We start from the raw sequence: 20,842 nt of genomic DNA, 5'->3' as shown, positions 1-20,842 counted from the left end.
GCCTAATAAATAAATATTACCCTCCTTTAAATTCGATTGAATTTTATCATAAACACCAGGAAAAATTACAATATCCTGCTTACTAGTCGTATCGGCAAAATTGCCAAAAGCCATGGTTTGCCCCTTTTTAGTTCTGACTAACTTTAATGACATTAATTTTCCTACGGCTATGCCACTTTCATGAATTTGAAATTCACTTAGTGCTTTTGCATTAAACTTTTGCGCGTATTTTTCTACCGTTATTAAAGGTGATGTTAACGTGGAAAAGCCCAAGGACTCTACCTCCATGACTGCTTTTTCCTGTTTACTTGGTTCAGGGGCATCTTTGACGGGTATGCCTCCCAGCCCTTCCGATAAAGCTAAATTTTCTCCTGTCAATTTAACATTTTCAATAGTTTCAGGGCAGTTTTGCAATAATTCGTTACGATTTTTGTTTATCCGATCAAAACAGCCCGCTTTAATAAGAGTTTCAATGACATTTGTAATACTATTGGCATTAATAAATTTAATATCAATTTGTCGTAAAAAGCCTGCTAGAGAAGTAAATGGTTTTGTCTGGCGCTTAGCAATTATTTCTTTAAGAAAATCAATTCTGACACCCTTAATTGCTCTGAGACCAACTAAAATCTGACCATCAATTACCTGATACCATAAAGAGCTTTTATTAATATCAGGTGGCAAAACTTTAACGCCATCTTCTTGTGCTCGCATTATATATTCACTTGCTTTATTTTGATTACCGATATTGGAATTAAGCATAGCCGCATAAAACTCAGCGGGATAATGAACCTGTAAATAAGCCAGCCAAAAAGCGATCATAGTATATGCCACAGCGTGCGAGCGGTTAAAGCCATAATTAGCAAATTGTTCAATATAGTCATATACCCGAGTGGCAACTTGAGTGCTATGACCCTTTTTTACAGCACCAGAGATAAATTTAGCTTTTTCCTGTTCAATAACTTTTTGATCTTTTTTTGACATTGCCCTGCGTAAAATATCAGCTTCGCCTAAAGAGAAGCCTGCCAAAACCTGCGCAGTCTGCATAACCTGCTCCTGGTAGACTAAAATTCCATATGTTGGAGCCAAGATTGTCTTTAAACTGGGATCAGGATAAGTAACTTTTTGTTTACCCTTTTTGCGAGCAATAAAAGTGTTAATATTTTGCATTGGACCTGGACGATAAAGTGCATTGACTGCTACCAGGTCTTCAAAATTATCTGGGTGCAGTTCGCGAAGCACATTACGAATCCCAGCAGATTCAAATTGAAAAACGAGTTCTGTTTCGCCTTTTTGAAAAATATTTAAAGTTGGCGGATCATCCAAAGGAATCTGATTAAAAGCGATTTTTTTACCTTGATCACGAATCATTTTTGCTGTATCTCCAAGGATAGTCAAATTTCTTAACCCTAAAAAGTCGATCTTTAACAAACCCAGAGCTTCCACGTATTTTTTAGTTTGCTGCGTTAGCGGTATCCCCAGTTGACCCGCCTGTAACCCAACAATGGCTGCAATAGAATTATCACTGACAACTAAACCAGCAGCATGAATTGAGTAGTGTCGCGGTAACCCTTCTAAGCCACTGGCAGTTTCAAAAAGCAGTTTATTGGTATCACTAGCATTTACCAGCATTTGCATTTTTTTAGATTCCTTATAGGCTTGAGCAAGACTAATTTTACCTTTCGCAAAAGGCACGCTTTTTGACCATTCACTCAATTGCATTTCCTGCAGGCCAAAAACCCGTCCGGTATCGCGCAAAACCTGTTTGGCGGCTAATGTACCAAAAGTAAGAATTTGAGCCGCGTGATCCATACCATATTTGGTAAACATATACTTAATGACATCATCGCGGCGATTGTCTGGAATATCTAAATCAATATCAGGCATTTCGTGGCGAGCTGGATTAAGAAAACGCTCAAAAAGCAGATGATATTTAAGTGGATCAACCTCTGTGATGTACAGTGCATATGAAACTAAAGATCCACATGCTGATCCTCTTCCAGGACCCATTACAATATCACTTCGATGGCAATAGTTTACAACATCCCAAACAATCAAAAAATAGTCGTTAAAGCCCATTTGATCGATTACCTGCAACTCATAATTGAGCTGCTTTTGATAACTTGCAGGAACTTGGCGCTGCTTAAAACGACTCTTTAAGCCATTCTCGGCTAAATATCTTAGGTAATCCTTTGAAGTTGTAAATTTTTTTTGTATATATTTAGGTAAAACGGGAGTTTGAAAAACAACTTTTGCATTACATAAGGAGGCTATCTTTCCGGTATTGCTTAATGCGTCGTCCAAGCCTAATTCATGGTAGCGCTCACTTAATTCCTGAACGGCTGGTAAATAATGTGAGCCTGACTGTTTTGCCAGTTCAGCAGTATCTTGTAACACTTCTCCTCTTTTAATGGCCTGTAAAGTTTTTCGTAAAAATTGATCACGCGGTTTTAAGTAACAAGTATCTTCAACGCAAACTAATGGTAGTTCAAATTGCTTTGACAAAGTTTTAACATATTGAATGTATTTTTTTTGCTTTTCGTTGCCATAAACACCAATATAAAGAGAACTAGACTTAGGTACTAAACTGATTAATTGACGTAAAAAATCTGTCCCTAAATTGTCATTTTGTATTTGCAAGTTCAACAACTCACTGTGAGAATTTGCAGGTATTATCAAAACTAGTTCATGCAAATCCTTAGTCAAATCTGCTAAAGTTAAGATTTTTTGCTTATTGCCATTATCCGTCAAAAGGTTAATTCTACTTGATAAACGCAAAATGTTACGGTAGCCCTCATCAGATTTTGCCAATGCTATTAGATCATAGTGGTGAGCACTGTCAATTAAGCCGTTTAATCTTAATTGCATCCCTAAAAGAGGTTTAATACCAACTTTTTGGGCTACCTCAAAAAAGTTAACCAGACCGTACGTGACATTCACGTCGGTCAATCCAATAGCTTCATAGCCTAATTTTTTGGCAGTAGTAACCAAATCATAAATTTTTACTGGACTTTCTAAAAGTGTAAAAGAGCTAAGATTCTGTAATGCAGCGTATTTCATTTTTCGGGTCACCCTCCATATAATTTAGTATACCAAAAAGCTATCTTTTGGATTGAAAACCTGCATAATATTTGTTAGAATTCAAGGGTATGAAAGAAGGAAACGCTATGGGTCGATATATTGTAACTATTTGCTGGAGCGTCGTTTACATGCTAATTGTAGGCTTTATTGCCGCTCCGTTAACCCAACATGTTTTTAATTTTGGCGAGGCTGCTATTGTAGGTTTGATCTTCGGCTTGCTATTTGCAGCAATTATTCCTACAATTACAGCACATTCTCATAAAGACAAGAGCAGATATTCAAAACTTAAGTAAACAAAAGTCATTAGCATACTCGCTAATGACTTTTTTCTTTATTTAAAATGATAGTTATGTGTTACTTCGCTCGTAGGTCGACCTTTAGTTAAGTATTCCTGAAACATTTCTATATAATCTTTATCACCAATTTGCTCAATCTTACTAATACTGTATTCTGGATAAAATCCCCCACCCATAGCACGATAGTTATTAACAGCCAAGCGATATGTCTTGTGGGCTAAAATTGCTTGTCCGTGTAACTCCAACTTTGTCAAACGTTCACCTACTGGTTTTTGAATATCAGCTTCATAAACAAGCGGGTAAAACAAATCAAAATTAAAAAGTTGACTGCGATATTGAGGAGCAAAGCTAACATTGCCTTTTTGGTCTTTAGTTAAAAATTTAAGTGAGTATTCAACAATATGGCGTAATTCCTTACCGGTTACTTTAACAACACATAACTGATTAGCAAAGGGATAATTTAACAAGATGTCGCGCATTGAAACATTTTCGCCAAAGCCCTTGGCAGTTTCACTCATTAATGCAGTTGCTGAAATATCAGCATGGGTAAAATAAAGCTGCATATTTTGCAGCAAATTGATAAAAGGTGAGCCCTCAATTCTTGCCTGCTTAGCATTAGCTATATGTGCAGGAATATCTAAATGAGCGATTGGCTGATCAAGCCATTTTTGCGTCTTTTTGTCTAAAGATAGGCAGACTGAATTAATTGCGGCAGCGGGCTTATAATCACTTACATCAATTAATTCAGTTGACATAGCTTTAATCTTCTTACTGTGTTGGTCAATCTCCAGCACTATCTTACCAACAGTTTCTCCGCGATAACCCGGCTGGACAATCGCAATTTTATTTATCACTGCGTTCAGTTTGCGATGCTGATGCCCAGTTAACATTAGATCTATTTCAGGAATTTCTTGTAAAAGACGATAGCCCTCATTTTCTCCTGTAGCTGGTTCGGTATTAGTTCCTGATTCAATATCAGCCTCGAAGCCACCATGATAAAGGACAGCTAAAACATTAACTTTTGGTCTTAAAAAGGGTATTAAATGCTTAACCTGAGCTAAAGCAGACTTAAATTCCAAGTTTGCAACATGTTCTGCTGGTTCCCAAAAAGGTATTCTCTGCGTAGCAATTCCGATAATCCCCACTTTTATACCATTTTTATTAATAATGATATAATCTTGACCAAAAGCTGGTCGACCAGTTTTTCTAGCCAAAATATTACTGTTTACAAAGGGCGCTTTGCTATATGAGAGATACTCTTTTAAATAATTCAAGCCAAAATTAAAATCATGATTACCCAAACAACGCGCATCATAGTTAATTAGGTTATAACACTCCGCAAACTTTTTTAATGTAGAGTTATTTTTGCTTTCGTGGACATAAGTTGCTAAAGGTGAACCCTGCAGGCTGTCACCTGCATCTGTAATTATCACGTTTTCAGGTCCATATTTTCTTTTTTGCTCTTCTATCACGCTTTTTAGCCGGCTAAGTCCGAAAGGAGCTGAATAATCATTCTGGTTTTGATAGTCAGTAGGCATAATAAAGCCATGAATATCGCTGGAATGTAAAATTACTAATTTCATTTCGTCTTTTTAATCTTTCTAATCAAACTAAGCAAGTAAAAAGCAGTATCTTTCGGCATAAAAAAAGACACCGCTTCTTGGTGCCTCTTAATTATTGATTGTCATTTGAGTTAGCTTGACTAACAACTTGACGACCCTTGTAATATCCTTTAGGTGAAACGCGGTGGCTTAAGCGATATTCACCAGTAGTTGCATCATAGTGCATTGCTGGCACAGTTAACTTAATATGACCACGACGTGAACGTTTCTTTTGCTTAGAAGTATGTCTTTTAGGAACTGCCATTTAACTGATCTCCTTTTTTGTAGAATTACGATTTTAGGCTGCTTTTAAGCGCCCAAAATACTTCACGCTTGTTAATGATACTATTGTATCCCAAATAAATCAAGCTATATTAGTTATTCTTGTCTTGATTATGACCATAGGAGCCCCAGAAGTAACCAATCAAAACTCCAATTATGATCATTATTACTAAAATAATGATCAAGGGTAATTTAAGTTTGAACAAACCAAAATTAATAGCCACATTGTTAGTATTCAGAACAACGAATACCACTGCCAATAACATTAAAATTAAGGTAAAAATAAGTTTAATCTGACTAGCTTTACTTTTCATAATTCGCACTACTTTCTGGAAGCAAACTTAAGAGACAGCTTGTCACCAATCTTCGGAAACAAGTTATATAATTTCGCCAAAACAGCCAGACTGACAGGTAAATTCAGTTCCCGTTTATTACTGCCGAAGAAATGAACTACTTGCCAAGCAACATCATCGGGATCCAGCATAAATTTTTGCACATTGTCGGCATAATGGCCGCTGGTATCTGCAATATTGAAGAAATTGGTGTAAACAGGGCCAGGATTAACCGTCATCACTTTAACACCAAATGGTTTTAGCTCCAAACGTAATACATTAGAGAACTGAATAACCGCAGCTTTTGAGGCGCTGTAGGCTGCAGATTTCACAGTAGGAATTTTGCCGGCAATTGAACCAATATTGATGATTTGACCTGATTTTTGTTCCATCATTAGGCGGCCCACTAGACGACTAAAATACATTAATCCTAAAACGTTAACTTGAAACATCGCAGTGACTTCGCGCCGATCTGATTCCACAAAGTTTTCAAATTTGCCAAAACCAGCACAATTGACTAAATAATCAATATGCTTAGTTAATTTAATAATTTCAGTAAAAGCAGCGTCAATTTGGTCACTTTGACTCATGTCAGTTGCTATAGTATAAGAAGCAGCTCCCGACAATTCATGGGCTTCAGAAGCCACTTTTTCCAGTTTAGCTTTATTTCTGGCAATCAGAATAACCGTTGCACCTCTACCAGCACTTTCGAGCGCAATAGAGTGACCTATTCCACTGGAAGCGCCAGTAATTACCACTACTTTATTTCTAAGAGAATCACTCATTTTTTTCCCCTTTCATAGGAATTACAATCCGATCAAAATCGTTAGCTAATTTAGTATTTGAAAAAACTTTTTGTGCCTGATTTTCCAATTTTTTAGCCTTAGCGCCCAAATACCTGGCAGAAATATGATTTAAATATAAATATTTAACATTATTATCACGTGCAATCTTTGCGGCTTCAACGGCTGTGGAATGATAGTATGAATGAGCTAAATTAGTTTCATTACCCGCAAAGGTTGATTCATGTACCAACACATCCGCATTTTGTGCCAACTGGGCTATTGCGGGAGTTGAGCGCGTATCATAGATAATAGTAACTATTCTGCCTTTTTTATCAGGTCCCAAAAAATTCTTACCATCTAATATAGTACCATTTTCTAGAGCTATTTCTTCCCCATTTTTTAGTTTACCAAGTAATGGACCATTAGGTACATTATATTGCGCTAATTTATCCATTAAAAGTTCTCCCGGTTTATCATCTTCAACTACACGAAAGCCAAAACTAGGTATTCGGTGGGCTAATTTTTCTGTATAAACTCTAAAACCTTTTCCTTGATAGATTAATCCACCTTCGTCCAAAACGACAAATTTGATCGGATAACTAATTTTGGTACGAGAAATTTTTAAAGCCGTCCGCACGAATTGTTCTAAGCCAGCAGGACCATAAATAGTAATTGGTCCCACATCACCTTGAAAAGATCTCGTTGCTAGTAATCCTGGTAAACCAAAGATATGATCACCATGATTGTGGGAAATAAATATTTTGGTTACTTTACGCAACCTAATATTAGTACGCAGTATCTGATGCTGCGTTGCTTCTCCAACATCGAATAACCAAATCTCATTAATCTCATCGAGCATCTTTAAAGCAATACTTGATACATTACGTTTCTTCGAGGGTTGTCCTGCTCCAGTTCCTAAAAATTGTAACTCCATCTTATTCCTATCTAATACTTAGCATTTTCAACTATTTTTTTTACTATTAATACACTATAATGCTTCGATCCTAATGGTGTAGGGTGAGTTCTATCTTCATAAAACCAGTCAGGATGTTTTTTTGCATAAGCGTGCCAATCAATTACTACAAAATTATGATACTTTTTGGCAGCTTTGGCTAATAAATCGTTAACCTCATTTTGCCACGGTTTAGCCGGTACATAGGTATTAATCCAAAATACTTGTCTTTTATTTCCCAGTTGTTTCATTAAATCATCTATGTCGGACATTTTGAAAGGGCCATTAGTTCCTAAGCCGATTAAGACATTTTTACCTAAAACTTTTTTATTTTGATATTGTTTTAATAAGCCAAACGAAACATTTAGCTGGCGGGAAATTGCGGCATCAATCACAGCTTTAGGTAGCAGACGGTTCAAATCTGCGCTTGAGCCCGCCATAACAGAATCACCAATAGCAGTTAATTCTACTTTTCTTGCCAATTGTAACTCTGTTTGTGAAATACCAAATTTGATAAAAGACTTATTAACGGGATGCTTTTGGGCAGCTCGTTCAGCTTCATTTAATAGTTTAGCTTTTTTTTGCTCTTTAGGTTTGATTTTTTGGTATTTTGCTATTAATTCATCATTATCTCTTTTTTGCTGTTTGCGATTAGCTCTAATTCTGCGTGCTAATGGACTTTGATTAAAGTTCTGTGCTTTAACAACCGGTGAAATTAAAATTGCAGTACTTCCTGTTAGAAAAATCAAACCTACCAGGACCGCTTTTGCCTTAATAAGATAATTTTTGGTGTTTTTATCACAAATTTGTTGCCAGCTTTTTTTAACTTTTTGCCATGAAATTTTCCCGCAGGGCTTTTCTACCAGCCTATATGCAGCTTCGCTTAAAAAAATGATTAGAACAAGCTCAATTAGATGGTAAAGTTGCACATGATCAGCCATGTCAAAAACTTTATCTTCAAAAAATATCATTACGGGAAATTGGTAAAGATAAATTTCATAGCTTCGAGATCCAATCCAATTAAAAATTGGATTAGTTAACCACTTGTTCCAGCGACTTGCTGGATGAGCAACTATACCGACTAGTATGGTTACAAGAAACGTATATAACAGCATTCCCCCACAATAGGTAAAGGGCTTTTCAGCAGCCATTAACGGGTTAAAAAGAAAAGTTACTATGCCAGCGAGACAGATCATCCCGATCGTGTCCAGAATAATTGCATCATTATGCTTTATAGTAGTTTTTAATTTATCCATGGGCCAAATAACAGCCAAAGCTGCACCTAAACCCAAAGAAAAAAATCTAGTGTCGGTGCCATAATATATGCGATTGATGTCGGCACCAGTGTTATACAATACCGTCATTTCAAATGCAGAAAGTAAAGTGAAAAACAAAATAATTTTAAAAATGTTTTTTCTCTTTTTACCGTACTTCACTAATAAAAAAATAACTAGCGGCCATAATATGTAAAACTGACCGTTAATGGACATTGTCCATAAATGAACAAAAGGTGATTCGTTAGCTGCAAAACGTTCAAAATAACTTTGTCCGTTTAAAATCTGCCAAAAATTATAAATATTGAGTAAATTAGTCACAACTATTTGACTTAACTTGGCCAATAAGTTGCGCTGAAAAAGAATTATATATGCCGCAGACAGCCATAATACCGCAATCAATGGCGGATAAATTTTTTTTAATCGGCTCAAGTAAAATTTTTTAGTATCGTAAAAGCCACTTTTTTCATATGACTTAAGCATCTGACACGTAACTAAATATCCTGATAGTACGAAAAAAATCGGTACACCAAGATAGCCGCCTGCAAAAGTATTAGGGTCAAGGTGATAAAGTATTACACCGATTACCGCTAAAGCCCTAAGTCCAGAATATCCTGTAATGTATCGATTTTTTGTCATATTTTTCAAAACTTTTCTATTTTTTATTGGACAAATTCAAAATTGAATGAGCCAATGATTACATCATCGCCGTCAACGGCTCCTTTTTTACGCAGAGCGTCATCTACTCCGAGATTTTTAAGTTTTCGAGCTAATCTCATGACACCATCCTGGTAATCGAGATTGGTTCGAGCTACTAATCTTTCCAGACTCTCACCTTTAATTTCATAAACATGGTCTTCCAGTTTTGTGACTGTAAAAGTGTTCTTTTGCTGCGGTTGATACTTATATTCTTTTACAACTCGCTGAGGTTGTAGTTCTTGCTTCTGCTGCTCTTTTTCTACCTGTTCAATTAAGGATGCTGTATCCTGCATTAACTGATCAATGCCTTGATGTGTCACACTGGAAACAGCGTAAACAGGTTTTTTAATTTGCTGCTCTTCTAAATCGTGTTTAAATTGCTGCAATTTTTCAGCAGAACCCGGAAGATCCATCTGAGTAGCTACAATAATTTCGCGCCTGTTGTTAAGACTTGGATCATATTCAAGTAGTTCTTGCCTAACAGTTTGGTAGTCTTTGATTGCATCTCGCTCATTGTTAGGATCCATGCTCACTAAGTGCAAAATCACTTTTGTTCTCTCGATATGACGCAAAAACTGTAAACCGAGCCCGACCCCCTGACTGGCTCCTGCAATTAAGCCGGGTAAATCAGCCATTGAGAAATCACGACCGTCAGGTAAAATTACCATGCCTAAATTTGGTGTTAGGGTGGTAAAAGCATATGCTGCAATCTTAGGCTTAGCCTTAGTGACGACTGATAATAATGTTGACTTACCAACTGAGGGAAAGCCCACCAGTCCAACATCAGCCAAAACTTTCAATTCTAGGCGTAAAACACGATCTTCTCCCGGCTCTCCATTTTCTGCAATTTCGGGCGCAGTATTGACACTCGTTGCAAAGTGAATGTTGCCGCGACCACCACGGCCACCACGAGCTACAACTAATTCTTGTTTATTCTTAGTTAAATCACCAATTTCTTCATTAGTGTTGAAATCATAAACAGTCGTTCCAATTGGCACTTTTAAGTATAAGTCCTTAGCTCCGCGACCATATTGGGACTTAATACGACCATTTTCACCATTTTCTGCTTTAAACTTACGGCGATAGCGAAAATCCATTAATGTTCTAAGGCCACTATCGGCAACAAAAATAATGCTTCCGCCACGGCCACCATCGCCACCGGCAGGACCACCATTCGGGACATATTTTTCATGGCGGAAAGCGACCATGCCGTCTCCGCCTTTACCAGCTTGGACTTCAATCTTAGTTTGATCGACAAATGTAGGCATACAGAATCTCCTTCCGTCTTTCTTAACTACATTACTATACCACACTATTATGTTTAATTTCACTTGTTATAAGGTTAACTTAACTGTCTGCGCCTGGGGCAAAGTTAAACCAGCAGAACGTAACTCGTCAATTGAAGCTTCCTTAATCTTCTTTAGAGAGCCAAATTGTCTTAAAAGCTTATTTCTACTTTTTGGACCTATTCCTTTGATCGCATCTAGCTTACTGGACAAAGCATTTTTAGCATGTGTTCTTCGGTGAAAAGTGATTGCAAATCTATGTACTTCATCTTGAATTCTAGTCATTAAATAAAAACCTTGAGATTTAGGATCTAAAGGAATTAGTTTCAAGGGTATACCATTAATAGGATCGCCATAAAGTAAATGATTAGTCCTGTGCTTATTATCCTTTACCATACCAGCAACTGGAATATTAAGGTTTAATTCATTGCGTAAAATATCCTCACAAGCATCTACTTGGATCTGACCGCCATCCATCAAAATCAAATCTGGCATGGGTTTATGTTCTTTAAGTAGTCTGCTGTATCTTCTGCGCACCACTTCACGAGTATTACGCACTTCATCACCACCATTTTGGTGTTCTACTTCACCCTTTAGTTTATATTTACGATAGGAATTTTTATCAGGTTCACCGTCTTTAAAGACAACTAGAGCAGAAACGGGGTCGGCTCCCTGAATATGCGAATGGTCAAAGCTTTCAATCACATGTCCATATGGCAGCCCTAAAGAATCGAAAATTTCTTTTTGTGCTCCTTTAGTTTTCCTATTGCCCAGCTCTAAGAGACGAAACTTTTCGTCTAATTTAAGTTTGGCATTGTCCTTGGCCATGTTTAATAAAGACCGTTTCTGCCCTCTCTTAGGCGTCCTCACCGGTACATGCAAAACTTCACTTAAAGCTTCATTATCAATCTTAGCAGGTACTAAAACTTCCTTAGGCACTATTCTGTTTCTTTGCCCGTAAAACTGAACAATAAATGAGGAAAATGTATCCTCGGGGTCATTAGTATCAGTCAAAGGGTACATTCTGGTTTCACTTCTAAGCAATTTTGCCTGCCTTAAAAAGAAAATTTGAATAGCTATCCATGATTTATCAACGTAGAAATTGAAAATATCACGTTGAGTATTATCATGAGAAATAATTTTCTGCTTTTCAACTGTTTCTTCAATGTAATTAAGTTGATCACGAATTTCGGCAGCACGCTCAAATTCAAGCTTTTTAGATGCAACAGCCATTTTTTGATTAAGATCTTTTTTAACCCAGCCAATATCTCCGTTTAAAAAGCTTTTGATCTTTTTTATTTGTGCTTCATAAACAGACTTTGGTACTGTTTTAAAACATGCGCCTAAACATTGTCCCATATGATAATACAGGCAAGGCCTGCCCTGTTTACCATGACAGCGCCTTAAAGGGAAAACTTTTTGAATAAACTTAAGAGTCGCCTGCGCAGCATAGACATTTGGATACGGTCCGAAATAATAGCCTCCATCTTTTCTAATTATACTAGTTAGTTTGGTCTGGGGATCCCGCTCGTTAGTAATTTCAATATAGGGATAGCCAGTACCCTGCTTTAGCTGCACATTATAATACGGTTGGTATTTTTTAATTAATGTTACTTCAAGCAGAAAGGCCTCTTTATCGGTTGAAACAGTGATAATGTCATAATCGCGAATATTTTCAACCAGTTCTGCTCGTCTGCCAACTTGGGTACTCTTAAAATATGAACGTACTCGGCTTTTAAGATTTTTCGACTTACCGACATATATTACCTTACCATTAACGTCTTTCATTAAGTAACAGCCTGGTTTAGCCGGCAAAAGTTTTAATTTGTTTTCAATTAACTGAGTTGCCAAAAAATCACTCCCCCAAATTCGCTATCATATTTTAACATACAATTTGTAAATTGAAATTTGCTTTTGCTTAACAAAACAGATCAAGTAAAAGATAAAGAACTAATTCATTATGGATTATTTTACATAAATTTAATTATTTCAAGTTGATTAACGCATATTTTTCTAGCTTGTTAATTCTATTTTTAATATAATAAAAACAGAAAGGAAAAATATTATGGGTTTAACTTTTAAAAAACAAGATGAATTAGAAAAATTATTTGATAAATTCGCTACTATTCCTGAAGATAAAAAGAAGAAAATAGCTAAAAACAATCAGAAAGTAGAAGATAGTAATAAATAAAAATGGTTCTGCTACGAGAACCATTTTTTCTTACAAATTTACAAATTTTCTTCTATCCATTGCCATACTTCTTTTACATGCAACTTTTGGACAGAACTAAAAGTAATTACACTTACATTGTCATAATTTAAGTTAATCTTTTGCTTTAAAGTATTAATAACTTGATTTTGCTGATTTTTCTTTACTTTATCAATTTTGGTACAGATTATCAAAATGGGTAAATTGAGATAAAGTGCATAATTATACATGGCCACATCATTTTTGGTAGGTTCATGTCGTGAGTCCATTAAGATAATTAACCCTTGCAAGTTTGCTCGCGTTTCAAGGTAATCCTGAATCATAGTTCCAAACTGCTGTCGCTTTTTTTGCGAAACTTTAGCATAGCCATAGCCGGGTACATCAACTAAGTAAAACTCTTGGTTTACCAGATAAAAATTAAGTGTTTGTGTTTTCCCTGGCTGTGCAGAAGTTCTTGCTAAGTTTTTGCGACCCAGCAGTGTATTTATTAAGCTGGATTTACCAACATTTGAACGACCGGAAAGCGCAATTTCAGGCAAATTATCTACTGGATACTGATCTTCACGCACGGCACTAATCGCATACGAGCTATTTTTAATGATCATTGGCTGCCTTAATTTCTTCTCCGTCATCTTGTTCATCATCTAAGCGACGAGTTACTACCGGTTCAGCACTATCTTCTATCACTTCTTTTGTAACTCTGACACTCTCAATATCAGGCTCACTCGGTGTTTGATACATAATACCCATCATTGCATTTTCTATAATGGTTCTTAAACCACGAGCACCCATATTGCGTTCAATTGCCAAATCTGCAATAGCGTTCAAAGCACTTGGTGTAAACTCCAAGTTAACTTGATCAAGTGATAGTAATTTTTTATATTGTTTTACCAAAGCATTCTTTGGTTCGGTTAAAATTCTTACCAGATCGTTTCTGTCAAGTTTATCAAGTGTTGCGATAATCGGAATACGTCCAATAAACTCTGGAATCAGGCCAAATTTGACGAGATCTCCGGTTGTCAAATGTTTCATCCAAGAATCATCTTGCACCTTATTAAGTTCTTTTTCGGCACTGAAGCCGATTATTTTTTTGCCTAGACGACTTTTAACGATTTGCTCAATACCGTCAAAAGCTCCACCAACAATAAATAAAATATTAGTAGTATTTATTTGAATTAACTCTTGTTGGGGATGTTTACGCCCGCCCTGAGGGGGAACAGAAGCAACAGTTCCTTCCAAAATCTTCAGTAAAGACTGTTGAACGCCTTCACCTGAAACATCTCTTGTAATTGAAACATTCTCAGATTTTTTGGAAATCTTATCAATTTCATCAATATAAACGATGCCACGTTCTGCACGTTCAATATCGTAATCGGCATTTTGCAAAAGCTTAAGCAAAATATTCTCGACATCTTCACCGACATAACCGGCTTCTGTTAAAGTCGTTGCATCAGCAATCGCAAAAGGCACATCCAAAATCCGCGCCAATGTTTGTGCCAAATAAGTTTTGCCAGAACCAGTTGGTCCAATCAGAGCAATATTTGATTTTTGCAACTCAGTTGAAGAATCTACATCCATTTGCGTAACACGCTTATAATGATTATAAACTGCAACTGACAAAATCTTCTTTGCTCGCTCTTGACCAATAACATATTGGTCAAGCTGCTTTTTGATTTCCATTGGTTTCGGTAAATCTTGTGCTTTTTTCAAAGAATCAGATTTTAATTCATCATCAATTATTCTTTTAGACAGATCAACACATTCGTTACAAATATAAACCCCGTTACCCGCAATCATCTTTTTAACTTGATCTTGTGTTTTGTCACAAAAGGAACATCTAATTTCCTCTTGATCAGTAAATTGTGATGCCATTCTTATCCTCCTAATATCTACAAGTCCTAGATTAGCATAAATTGCGCTGTGTATATGAATTATTTGCTCGGAGAAAAATAAAAAGGCAGTTTGACACCACCTTTTTACTTAGATATTAAAATCCTATTTTTCGTCAGACTTTTTTTCATCTTTTTTTGTTTTGGATTTAGCAACTTGCTTTGCGCTGTCAGCAACAATTTTAATAGCCTTACGAACATTGATATCATGTGAAAGCATATCATCAGTCAAAGTATTGCGCACAGTTTTTTCATCCATGTTGTATTCGGCTGCCAGGTTCTTAATTTCCTTGTCAATTTCTTCTTGTGAAGCTTTAATATCTTCTTTCTTGACAATAGCTTCAAGGACAAGGTTAGTTTTAACCCTTTCTTCAGCATCTTTACTGAATTGTGAACGCAGCTGTGCTTCTGTCGTATTAGTTATCTTGTAATATGTTTCCGGGCTGATGCCTTGGCGCTGCATATTGCCTAAATACTGATTCATTTGTGTATCGATATCTTCTTGAATCATCGCATCTGGAATCTTATCAATAGTAGCATTGGCAACTGCACCTTCAATAGCAGCTTGTTCGATTTCGTCTCTTGCAGCCTCTTCTTTTTGAGACTTTAAGTCCTTCTTGATTTTTTCTTTTAGATCATCAAGAGTATCAACAGAATCGTCCACGTCTTTAGCAAATTCGTCATCTAGCTTAGGTAATTGCTTAGATTTAACTTCATGAATCTTGGTAGCAAAATGAGCTTCTTTGCCAGCTAAGTCTTTTGCACCATAATCTTCAGGAAATGTGACAACAACATCAACTTCGTCACCAGCCTTATGACCTACCAATTGATCTTCAAAACCTGGTATAAAAGTATTTGAGCCTAAACTAAGTGAATAATCATCTGCTGAGCCGCCTTCAAATTCCTTACCATCAATTGTGCCCTTGTAATCAATAGTAACAGTATCTCCGTTAGCTGCTGCGCTCTTCTTCAATACCAGCTCAGCGTTCTTTTCACGTTCTTCTTTTAATTTGGCATCAACATCTTTAGCATATACACGAGTGTTTTGCTTTGGAACCTCGACTCCCTTGTATTCACCCAATTTTACTTCCGGCTCAACAGTAACAGTGGCTTTCATTTGCCAATCTTGGCCTTTTTCCATTGAAACCGGCAAAATTTGAGGTTGACCTACAGCAGCAATACCAGCTTCTTTAACTGCTGCAGAATAAGCATTTGGCAGCACAATGTTTAATGCATTTTCATATAATGATTCTTCACCGTAATATTGATCAAAGATCACACGAGAAACATGTCCCTTTCTAAAGCCAGGAACACGTAAACTGTTCTTTACCCTCCTAAATGCTTGATCTAGCCCACGCTTTACATCAGCTTGGGGAATATCAAAAGTAAGTTCACCGGTAGTTTTATCGGTTTTATTCCATTTTACAGACATTAATTAAATACCTCCAATGTCAAGTTAAATTGCATCGTTACATACTAAATTATCTTACATTAAACGCTCGCAAAAAACAAACTTAGGCAAAAAAAGATGTACTTCTATGAAGAAGTACATCTTTTTAAACTGTTTTTAACGAACTAGTCAAGAATTTCAGTAACTTGACCAGCACCAACAGTACGACCACCTTCACGGATAGTGAATTTAGTACCCTTTTCAATGGCTGCTGGTTTGATTAATTTAACAGTAAATTCTGTGTTATCGCCAGGCATAACCATTTCAGTACCTTCTGGTAATTCAATTTCTCCAGTAATATCTGTAGTGTGGAAATAGAATTGTGGACGGTAATCTGAGAAGAATGGGGTATGACGTCCGCCTTCCTCTTTCTTCAAAACGTAAACTTGGCCTTTAAACTCGTGGTGAGTTTGAATTGAGCCAGGTGCAGCCAAAACTTGTCCACGAACAACTTGGTCACGGTCAATACCACGAAGCAATACACCAACGTTGTCTCCAGCTTCACCTAAGTCCAAAGTCTTGTGGAACATTTCCAAACCAGTTACAACTGATTTAAGAACTTTATCTACCAAGCCGACAATCTCAACTTCATCACCAATCTTAACTGTACCACGATCGATACGACCAGAAGCAACAGTACCACGACCAGTAATAGTGAAGACATCTTCAACTGGCATCAAGAATGGCTTATCAGTTTGACGTTCAGGAGTTGGAATGTATTCATCAACTGTGTCCATCAACTTCATGATAACTTCTTCTTGTTCCTTGTCACCTTGTAAAGCTTTCAATGCTGAACCACGGATAACTGGAATGTCATCACCAGGATAATCGTATTCAGTCAACAAGTCACGAACTTCCATTTCAACCAAGTCAATTAATTCTGGGTCGTCAACTAAGTCAGTCTTGTTTAAGAAAACAACGATGTAGTTAACACCAACTTGACGAGCAAGTAAAATGTGTTCACGAGTTTGTGGCATAGGACCATCAGTTGCGGCAACAACTAAAATAGCTCCATCCATTTGTGCGGCACCAGTAATCATGTTCTTGATGTAATCGGCGTGACCTGGGGCATCCATGTGGGCGTAGTGACGATTTTCAGTTTCGTACTCTACGTGAGCAGTATTAATAGTAATACCACGTTCCTTTTCTTCTGGAGCTGCATCGATTTCTGAATAATCTTCTGCCTTAGCCAAGCCCTTTTCTGATAAAACTTTAGTAATAGCCGCTGTTAAAGTGGTCTTACCATGGTCAACGTGACCGATAGTACCAATGTTTACGTGTGGCTTTGTTCTAACGTAATGTTCTTTTTCTGCCATTAAAATGACCCTCCTGTAAATTTGCAAGAAGTCCGTTGAGTAAGTAACGGATAGTTCTCTGTTGAATATTGTACTACTTTCATAGGCAAATGCCTAGTATTTTAATGCATAGAGCCATGCCTAATGAAAACGTCCTTTGCTATTATACTAAATACTTTGAAAAAGTAAAGACATTTTATCCAATTTTATTCGGATATATTATTATCGATTTTCTCAAACAGTTTTTGATTGCTTCGGCCATCATGATTTTCAATATAAGAAGCAATATCACTGGCAAAACTGTCGGGATTATCAACATACTTATATAGTTTAGGATAAAGACTGCCTAAAATCAAATTTACTTCGCCTAAAACTGCAGGAAGCTGGCTCGGTTTATGATAATAGCGCGCACCGATGCCTGATACAACTTCTCGATATATCGCATCTTTTTCGAGTAAATTTATTTTTTGTGGAATAAATTGCTCTTCCTGCCCCAATACCAAAACCCTAAATGTTTCCTGAAGTCCCAGTCGAAACAAATCTTCAATTAAAACCAGCCGAATTGCAAAGTTTAAACTGGGATCCAGTAACAAACTCTGAGCGAAATTTTTAAAATTTGGTAAATCTAACTTGAATAATTGTTCGTAATCAAATTTTGTCGGCTTAGTTTTTTGCTTGAAAGTAACCATTATTTGCTGCTGCTGCGTCTTACTGACAGGTTCAACTAAATCTGGTAACTCATAAGCGGTAATATTCTTTACCTCTAATGCTTCAATAGCAAAGTGATTCATTTTTAGAATTCTACTGTATTCACTAAAAATTTTAGGGTTAGTAAATAAGTCCTTTTCTTCTTTAATTAATTCATAAGCTGAATAATTTTGTTGATCCTTGAGATAAAGCTCGCAAAGACTAAGTACGACTTCATTACTTGGTCCATCTCTTAGTGCTTCTTCAAGATTTTGTATTGCTTGAGCAAAATCCCCTTTTGCTGCGAATTTTTGGGCTAAACTGAGCAAATTTTTTTGACTTAATGAAGTCATTTATTTATCTTTCTTGATAATTCTCTGACCGGTTTTATTGACATCAACAGGATGATGAGTTTCTTTCTTGGGCAACTCGCTCTTACTATTTCTTTTTTGCATAGCACGATGGCGGTTTTGGTTAACTTCCATTACTACTGGTAAAACTACTGGACGTCTATTCGTTTTGCGATAGAGAAACTTTTCCAAATCATTGCGAACATCCTGCTTAATTTCTGTCCAATCAAATTTTTTATGTTCAAAGTTATTATTGATAGTTTTTTTAATCAATTCAATACTGTCACGCATTAGTTGCTGATTAGCCTTAATATAAACAAAGCCTCTGCTGGTAACTTGTGGTTGAGCAATAATCTTTTTCTTACGGCGATCAATTGTGACGACAGCAATAAAGATACCATCATCTGACAAAACTTCTCGGTCTCGCAAAACAATATTACCAACATCCCCGATGCCAGAACCATCAATCATCGTATCCTCACCTGGAACTGGATCTGTTAAATACAGGCGCTTTTGATTGAAATCGTAGTTTAAGCAATCACCATTCTTGGTAATAAAAATATTATCTTGAGCCAGTCCTGCCCTAATAGCCAAGTCCTTGTGCACTTCAAGCAGCCGATATTCACCGATAACGGGAATTAAAAATTGCGGTTTCAAAATATCAATAAGTAGTTGCAGATCACGGCCTGTCGCGTGTCCACTCGTATGCTTTGCCTTACCTAATTGAATAACGGTGCCACCAGCACGATAAACCAGATCACTGGTTTGTGCCACAACCGTTTCCACAGAATGAGAAGGTGTAGTCGCAATAAAAACTAAGTCTCCCTTATGAATTGTGATCATACTGTGACGGTTCTTAGCCATTTTTTGCAATGAATTTAAGGGTTCACCCATTTGACCAGTTTCCAAAATAACTGTCTTTTCATCTGGAGTTTCTTTTAAATTTTTAACCCTCATTAGTAAACCTTTAGGGACATTCAAATAACCCAGGTTCATTGCAGTACGAACTATTTTGGCTAAATCTCTTCCAGTAAGTAAAACATGTCTACCCGTTTGATAGGCCGCGTTTAAAACTTCTTGAATTCTAATTAGATTGGAAGCTTTTGCAGCAACAATTACCCGACCATTTGCATTACGAAAAACATTTGTAACATAGTCCCCAATTTCCTGTTCAGCAACATTTGGTAAAGCTGCCTCTGCATTTGAAGAGTCACTTAATAAAGCCAGAACCTTTTTTTGGCCAATTTCAGCTAAACGATCTAGATCAGTCCGATATTTAGGAGCAGCGGAAGGATCAAATTTAAAATCGCCTGTGTAAACCACCTCTCCAGCTGGAGTATGCACGTCAATGCCAAGAGAATCAGGTATGGAATGCGTAGTTGGGAAAAAAGAGATGTTAGCGTTTTTAAATTCAATCTCTGTTTCCGCATCAATCACATGAAAGAGACTGTTTTTACACCGTTTATTCTCACGTCTTACTGTTATTTTGGCCAATTCAATTGTTAATTGCGAGCCAAAAACTGGAATATCATATTTTCGTAAAATATAAGGCAGTGCCCCAATTGAATCTGCATGTCCATGTGTCAAAAAGATGCCGACTACCTGATCACCATATTGCTCGAAAAAATCAAGATCTGGAATAACCAGATCTATTCCAAACAATGTACTGTCGGGATATTTAAGGCCGGCATCAAGAACAAAAATTTCATCATTAACTTGAACAGCGAACATGTCTTTTCCTTGCTCACGAACACCGCTCAGAATCATAATTTTAACTTGATCAGTCATTATATTTCCTTTTCTTTAATTGCTATTCAGTTGTTATTTATGGATCAGATGATCACAACGTAAAAAGTATCTTTTTTTATTCTAGCATAAAATGGTATTATGACAAAAATAAAAAAGCCGATTCAATACTCGAACCAGCTTTTTGAGATCTCAATTAAAATTAACGACGTAAGCCTAACTTCTTAATTAATTCACGATAGCGATTAATATCTTTGTTTTGTAAATAACGAAGCAAGTTACGACGGTGACCGATTTTCTTCAGCAGGCCAACATAAGAATGGTGGTCATGTGAGTGGTTTCTCATATGCTCAGTCAGATTGTTAATATCTGTAGTTAAGATTGCCACTTGAACCTCAGTTGAACCTGTATCACCTTCGTGAGTCGCAAATTTTTGAATGATTTCATCTTTTTCAGCTTTTGAAATTGCCATAATATTTTCACCTTTCACTAAAATAATTGCCGTTAACAACGTTAACCGTCAGGTGTGAGCGTGCAAACAGCGTTAACGGTTCACAACAATAGTATAATACAGACAATTTTTTTAAAAAGCAAGTATAATTTATCTTGCATCTGCAATTATCTTTCAGTA

At 36.6% G+C, this 20,842-nt stretch carries 18 protein-coding genes; 2 read left to right on the top strand and 16 right to left on the bottom strand.

Annotated features, from left to right (window positions below; genetic code table 11):
• Nucleotides 1–3,057 (bottom strand): DNA polymerase III subunit alpha (locus Q0R51_RS04815; RefSeq protein WP_294757108.1); only part of this gene is annotated, 3,057 nt, incomplete at its 3' end.
• Between the two features lie 107 nt (nucleotides 3,058–3,164).
• Between Q0R51_RS04815 and Q0R51_RS04810 the strand changes: the two genes are divergently transcribed.
• Complete coding sequence (locus Q0R51_RS04810) at nucleotides 3,165–3,371, top strand: YjzD family protein (RefSeq protein WP_294757105.1); 207 nt, start codon at nucleotides 3,165–3,167, stop codon at nucleotides 3,369–3,371.
• Nucleotides 3,372–3,409: 38 nt separating this feature from the next.
• Here Q0R51_RS04810 and Q0R51_RS04805 read toward each other — a convergent pair whose 3' ends face one another.
• The 8 genes from Q0R51_RS04805 to uvrC form a co-directional block, all read right to left on the bottom strand.
• Nucleotides 3,410–4,957: a bifunctional UDP-sugar hydrolase/5'-nucleotidase gene (locus tag Q0R51_RS04805; RefSeq protein WP_294757104.1), complete on the bottom strand. Its 1,548-nt coding sequence runs from the start codon at nucleotides 4,955–4,957 to the stop codon at nucleotides 3,410–3,412.
• A gap of 91 nt (nucleotides 4,958–5,048) precedes the next feature.
• Nucleotides 5,049–5,240, bottom strand: a complete 192-nt coding sequence (rpmF, locus tag Q0R51_RS04800) for a 50S ribosomal protein L32 (RefSeq protein WP_122026021.1) — start codon at nucleotides 5,238–5,240, stop codon at nucleotides 5,049–5,051.
• A gap of 109 nt (nucleotides 5,241–5,349) precedes the next feature.
• Nucleotides 5,350–5,571 carry a lipopolysaccharide assembly protein LapA domain-containing protein gene (locus Q0R51_RS04795; protein ID WP_294757102.1) on the bottom strand — a complete coding sequence of 74 codons (222 nt, stop codon included), beginning with the start codon at nucleotides 5,569–5,571 and terminating at the stop codon, nucleotides 5,350–5,352.
• 8 nt (nucleotides 5,572–5,579) lie between these two features.
• Nucleotides 5,580–6,374 (bottom strand): SDR family oxidoreductase, encoded by a 795-nt coding sequence (locus Q0R51_RS04790; protein WP_122026019.1) that lies wholly within the window; start codon nucleotides 6,372–6,374, stop codon nucleotides 5,580–5,582.
• Complete coding sequence (rnz, locus tag Q0R51_RS04785; protein ID WP_294601547.1) at nucleotides 6,367–7,308, bottom strand: ribonuclease Z; 942 nt, start codon at nucleotides 7,306–7,308, stop codon at nucleotides 6,367–6,369. The genes Q0R51_RS04790 and rnz overlap by 8 nt, the downstream gene beginning before the upstream one ends.
• A gap of 11 nt (nucleotides 7,309–7,319) precedes the next feature.
• Nucleotides 7,320–9,239 carry an acyltransferase family protein gene (locus tag Q0R51_RS04780; RefSeq protein ID WP_294757099.1) on the bottom strand — a complete coding sequence of 640 codons (1,920 nt, stop codon included), beginning with the start codon at nucleotides 9,237–9,239 and terminating at the stop codon, nucleotides 7,320–7,322.
• 23 nt (nucleotides 9,240–9,262) lie between these two features.
• Entirely contained in the window at nucleotides 9,263–10,567 is a 1,305-nt protein-coding gene (gene obgE / locus Q0R51_RS04775) for a GTPase ObgE (protein ID WP_294757098.1), read from the bottom strand.
• Nucleotides 10,568–10,633: 66 nt separating this feature from the next.
• Nucleotides 10,634–12,436, bottom strand: a complete 1,803-nt coding sequence (gene uvrC, locus Q0R51_RS04770; RefSeq protein WP_122026016.1) for an excinuclease ABC subunit UvrC — start codon at nucleotides 12,434–12,436, stop codon at nucleotides 10,634–10,636.
• A gap of 214 nt (nucleotides 12,437–12,650) precedes the next feature.
• Between uvrC and Q0R51_RS04765 the strand changes: the two genes are divergently transcribed.
• The gene (locus tag Q0R51_RS04765; RefSeq protein ID WP_294757096.1) at nucleotides 12,651–12,776 is read left to right on the top strand and encodes an SPJ_0845 family protein; all 126 of its coding nucleotides are present in this window, start codon (nucleotides 12,651–12,653) and stop codon (nucleotides 12,774–12,776) included.
• Between the two features lie 38 nt (nucleotides 12,777–12,814).
• Here Q0R51_RS04765 and yihA read toward each other — a convergent pair whose 3' ends face one another.
• From yihA to rpsO, 7 genes are all read right to left on the bottom strand, one after another.
• On the bottom strand, nucleotides 12,815–13,399 hold the full coding sequence (gene yihA / locus Q0R51_RS04760; RefSeq protein ID WP_294757111.1) for a ribosome biogenesis GTP-binding protein YihA/YsxC: 585 nt from the start codon (nucleotides 13,397–13,399) through the stop codon (nucleotides 12,815–12,817).
• The gene (clpX, locus tag Q0R51_RS04755; protein WP_294757094.1) at nucleotides 13,389–14,666 is read right to left on the bottom strand and encodes an ATP-dependent Clp protease ATP-binding subunit ClpX; all 1,278 of its coding nucleotides are present in this window, start codon (nucleotides 14,664–14,666) and stop codon (nucleotides 13,389–13,391) included. The genes yihA and clpX overlap by 11 nt, the downstream gene beginning before the upstream one ends.
• 123 nt (nucleotides 14,667–14,789) lie before the next feature.
• Nucleotides 14,790–16,115 carry a trigger factor gene (gene tig / locus Q0R51_RS04750; RefSeq protein WP_294757092.1) on the bottom strand — a complete coding sequence of 442 codons (1,326 nt, stop codon included), beginning with the start codon at nucleotides 16,113–16,115 and terminating at the stop codon, nucleotides 14,790–14,792.
• Between the two features lie 143 nt (nucleotides 16,116–16,258).
• Nucleotides 16,259–17,449: an elongation factor Tu gene (gene tuf / locus Q0R51_RS04745; protein WP_045928030.1), complete on the bottom strand. Its 1,191-nt coding sequence runs from the start codon at nucleotides 17,447–17,449 to the stop codon at nucleotides 16,259–16,261.
• A 185-nt stretch (nucleotides 17,450–17,634) separates the two neighbouring features.
• Nucleotides 17,635–18,468, bottom strand: a complete 834-nt coding sequence (locus tag Q0R51_RS04740) for a tetratricopeptide repeat protein (protein WP_294757089.1) — start codon at nucleotides 18,466–18,468, stop codon at nucleotides 17,635–17,637.
• Nucleotides 18,469–20,253 (bottom strand): ribonuclease J, encoded by a 1,785-nt coding sequence (locus tag Q0R51_RS04735; RefSeq protein ID WP_294757087.1) that lies wholly within the window; start codon nucleotides 20,251–20,253, stop codon nucleotides 18,469–18,471.
• Between the two features lie 160 nt (nucleotides 20,254–20,413).
• The gene (rpsO, locus tag Q0R51_RS04730; RefSeq protein ID WP_034979304.1) at nucleotides 20,414–20,683 is read right to left on the bottom strand and encodes a 30S ribosomal protein S15; all 270 of its coding nucleotides are present in this window, start codon (nucleotides 20,681–20,683) and stop codon (nucleotides 20,414–20,416) included.
• Nucleotides 20,684–20,842 lie beyond the last annotated feature (159 nt).

Source organism: uncultured Lactobacillus sp. (genome assembly GCF_946477725.1).
In the GTDB taxonomy this organism is placed as follows: domain Bacteria; phylum Bacillota; class Bacilli; order Lactobacillales; family Lactobacillaceae; genus Lactobacillus.
This window is presented reverse-complemented; position numbering and strand designations above follow the sequence as displayed.

What these genes read in the sequence shown, in the direction of transcription:
- tuf (WP_045928030.1), bottom strand. Translation starts at nt 17,449, where the DNA reads ATGGCAGAAAAAGAACATTACGTTAGAACAAAGCCACACGTAAACATT.
- obgE (WP_294757098.1), bottom strand. Translation starts at nt 10,567, where the DNA reads ATGCCTACATTTGTCGATCAAACTAAGATTGAAGTCCAAGCTGGTAAA.
- Q0R51_RS04805 (WP_294757104.1), bottom strand. Translation starts at nt 4,957, where the DNA reads ATGAAATTAGTAATTTTACATTCCAGCGATATTCATGGCTTTATTATG.
- Q0R51_RS04740 (WP_294757089.1), bottom strand. Translation starts at nt 18,468, where the DNA reads ATGACTTCATTAAGTCAAAAAAATTTGCTCAGTTTAGCCCAAAAATTC.
- Q0R51_RS04810 (WP_294757105.1), top strand. Translation starts at nt 3,165, where the DNA reads ATGGGTCGATATATTGTAACTATTTGCTGGAGCGTCGTTTACATGCTA.
- rnz (WP_294601547.1), bottom strand. Translation starts at nt 7,308, where the DNA reads ATGGAGTTACAATTTTTAGGAACTGGAGCAGGACAACCCTCGAAGAAA.
- rpmF (WP_122026021.1), bottom strand. Translation starts at nt 5,240, where the DNA reads ATGGCAGTTCCTAAAAGACATACTTCTAAGCAAAAGAAACGTTCACGT.
- Q0R51_RS04735 (WP_294757087.1), bottom strand. Translation starts at nt 20,253, where the DNA reads ATGACTGATCAAGTTAAAATTATGATTCTGAGCGGTGTTCGTGAGCAA.
- Q0R51_RS04765 (WP_294757096.1), top strand. Translation starts at nt 12,651, where the DNA reads ATGGGTTTAACTTTTAAAAAACAAGATGAATTAGAAAAATTATTTGAT.
- rpsO (WP_034979304.1), bottom strand. Translation starts at nt 20,683, where the DNA reads ATGGCAATTTCAAAAGCTGAAAAAGATGAAATCATTCAAAAATTTGCG.
- yihA (WP_294757111.1), bottom strand. Translation starts at nt 13,399, where the DNA reads ATGATCATTAAAAATAGCTCGTATGCGATTAGTGCCGTGCGTGAAGAT.
- clpX (WP_294757094.1), bottom strand. Translation starts at nt 14,666, where the DNA reads ATGGCATCACAATTTACTGATCAAGAGGAAATTAGATGTTCCTTTTGT.
- Q0R51_RS04795 (WP_294757102.1), bottom strand. Translation starts at nt 5,571, where the DNA reads ATGAAAAGTAAAGCTAGTCAGATTAAACTTATTTTTACCTTAATTTTA.
- Q0R51_RS04780 (WP_294757099.1), bottom strand. Translation starts at nt 9,239, where the DNA reads ATGACAAAAAATCGATACATTACAGGATATTCTGGACTTAGGGCTTTA.
- Q0R51_RS04790 (WP_122026019.1), bottom strand. Translation starts at nt 6,374, where the DNA reads ATGAGTGATTCTCTTAGAAATAAAGTAGTGGTAATTACTGGCGCTTCC.
- tig (WP_294757092.1), bottom strand. Translation starts at nt 16,115, where the DNA reads ATGTCTGTAAAATGGAATAAAACCGATAAAACTACCGGTGAACTTACT.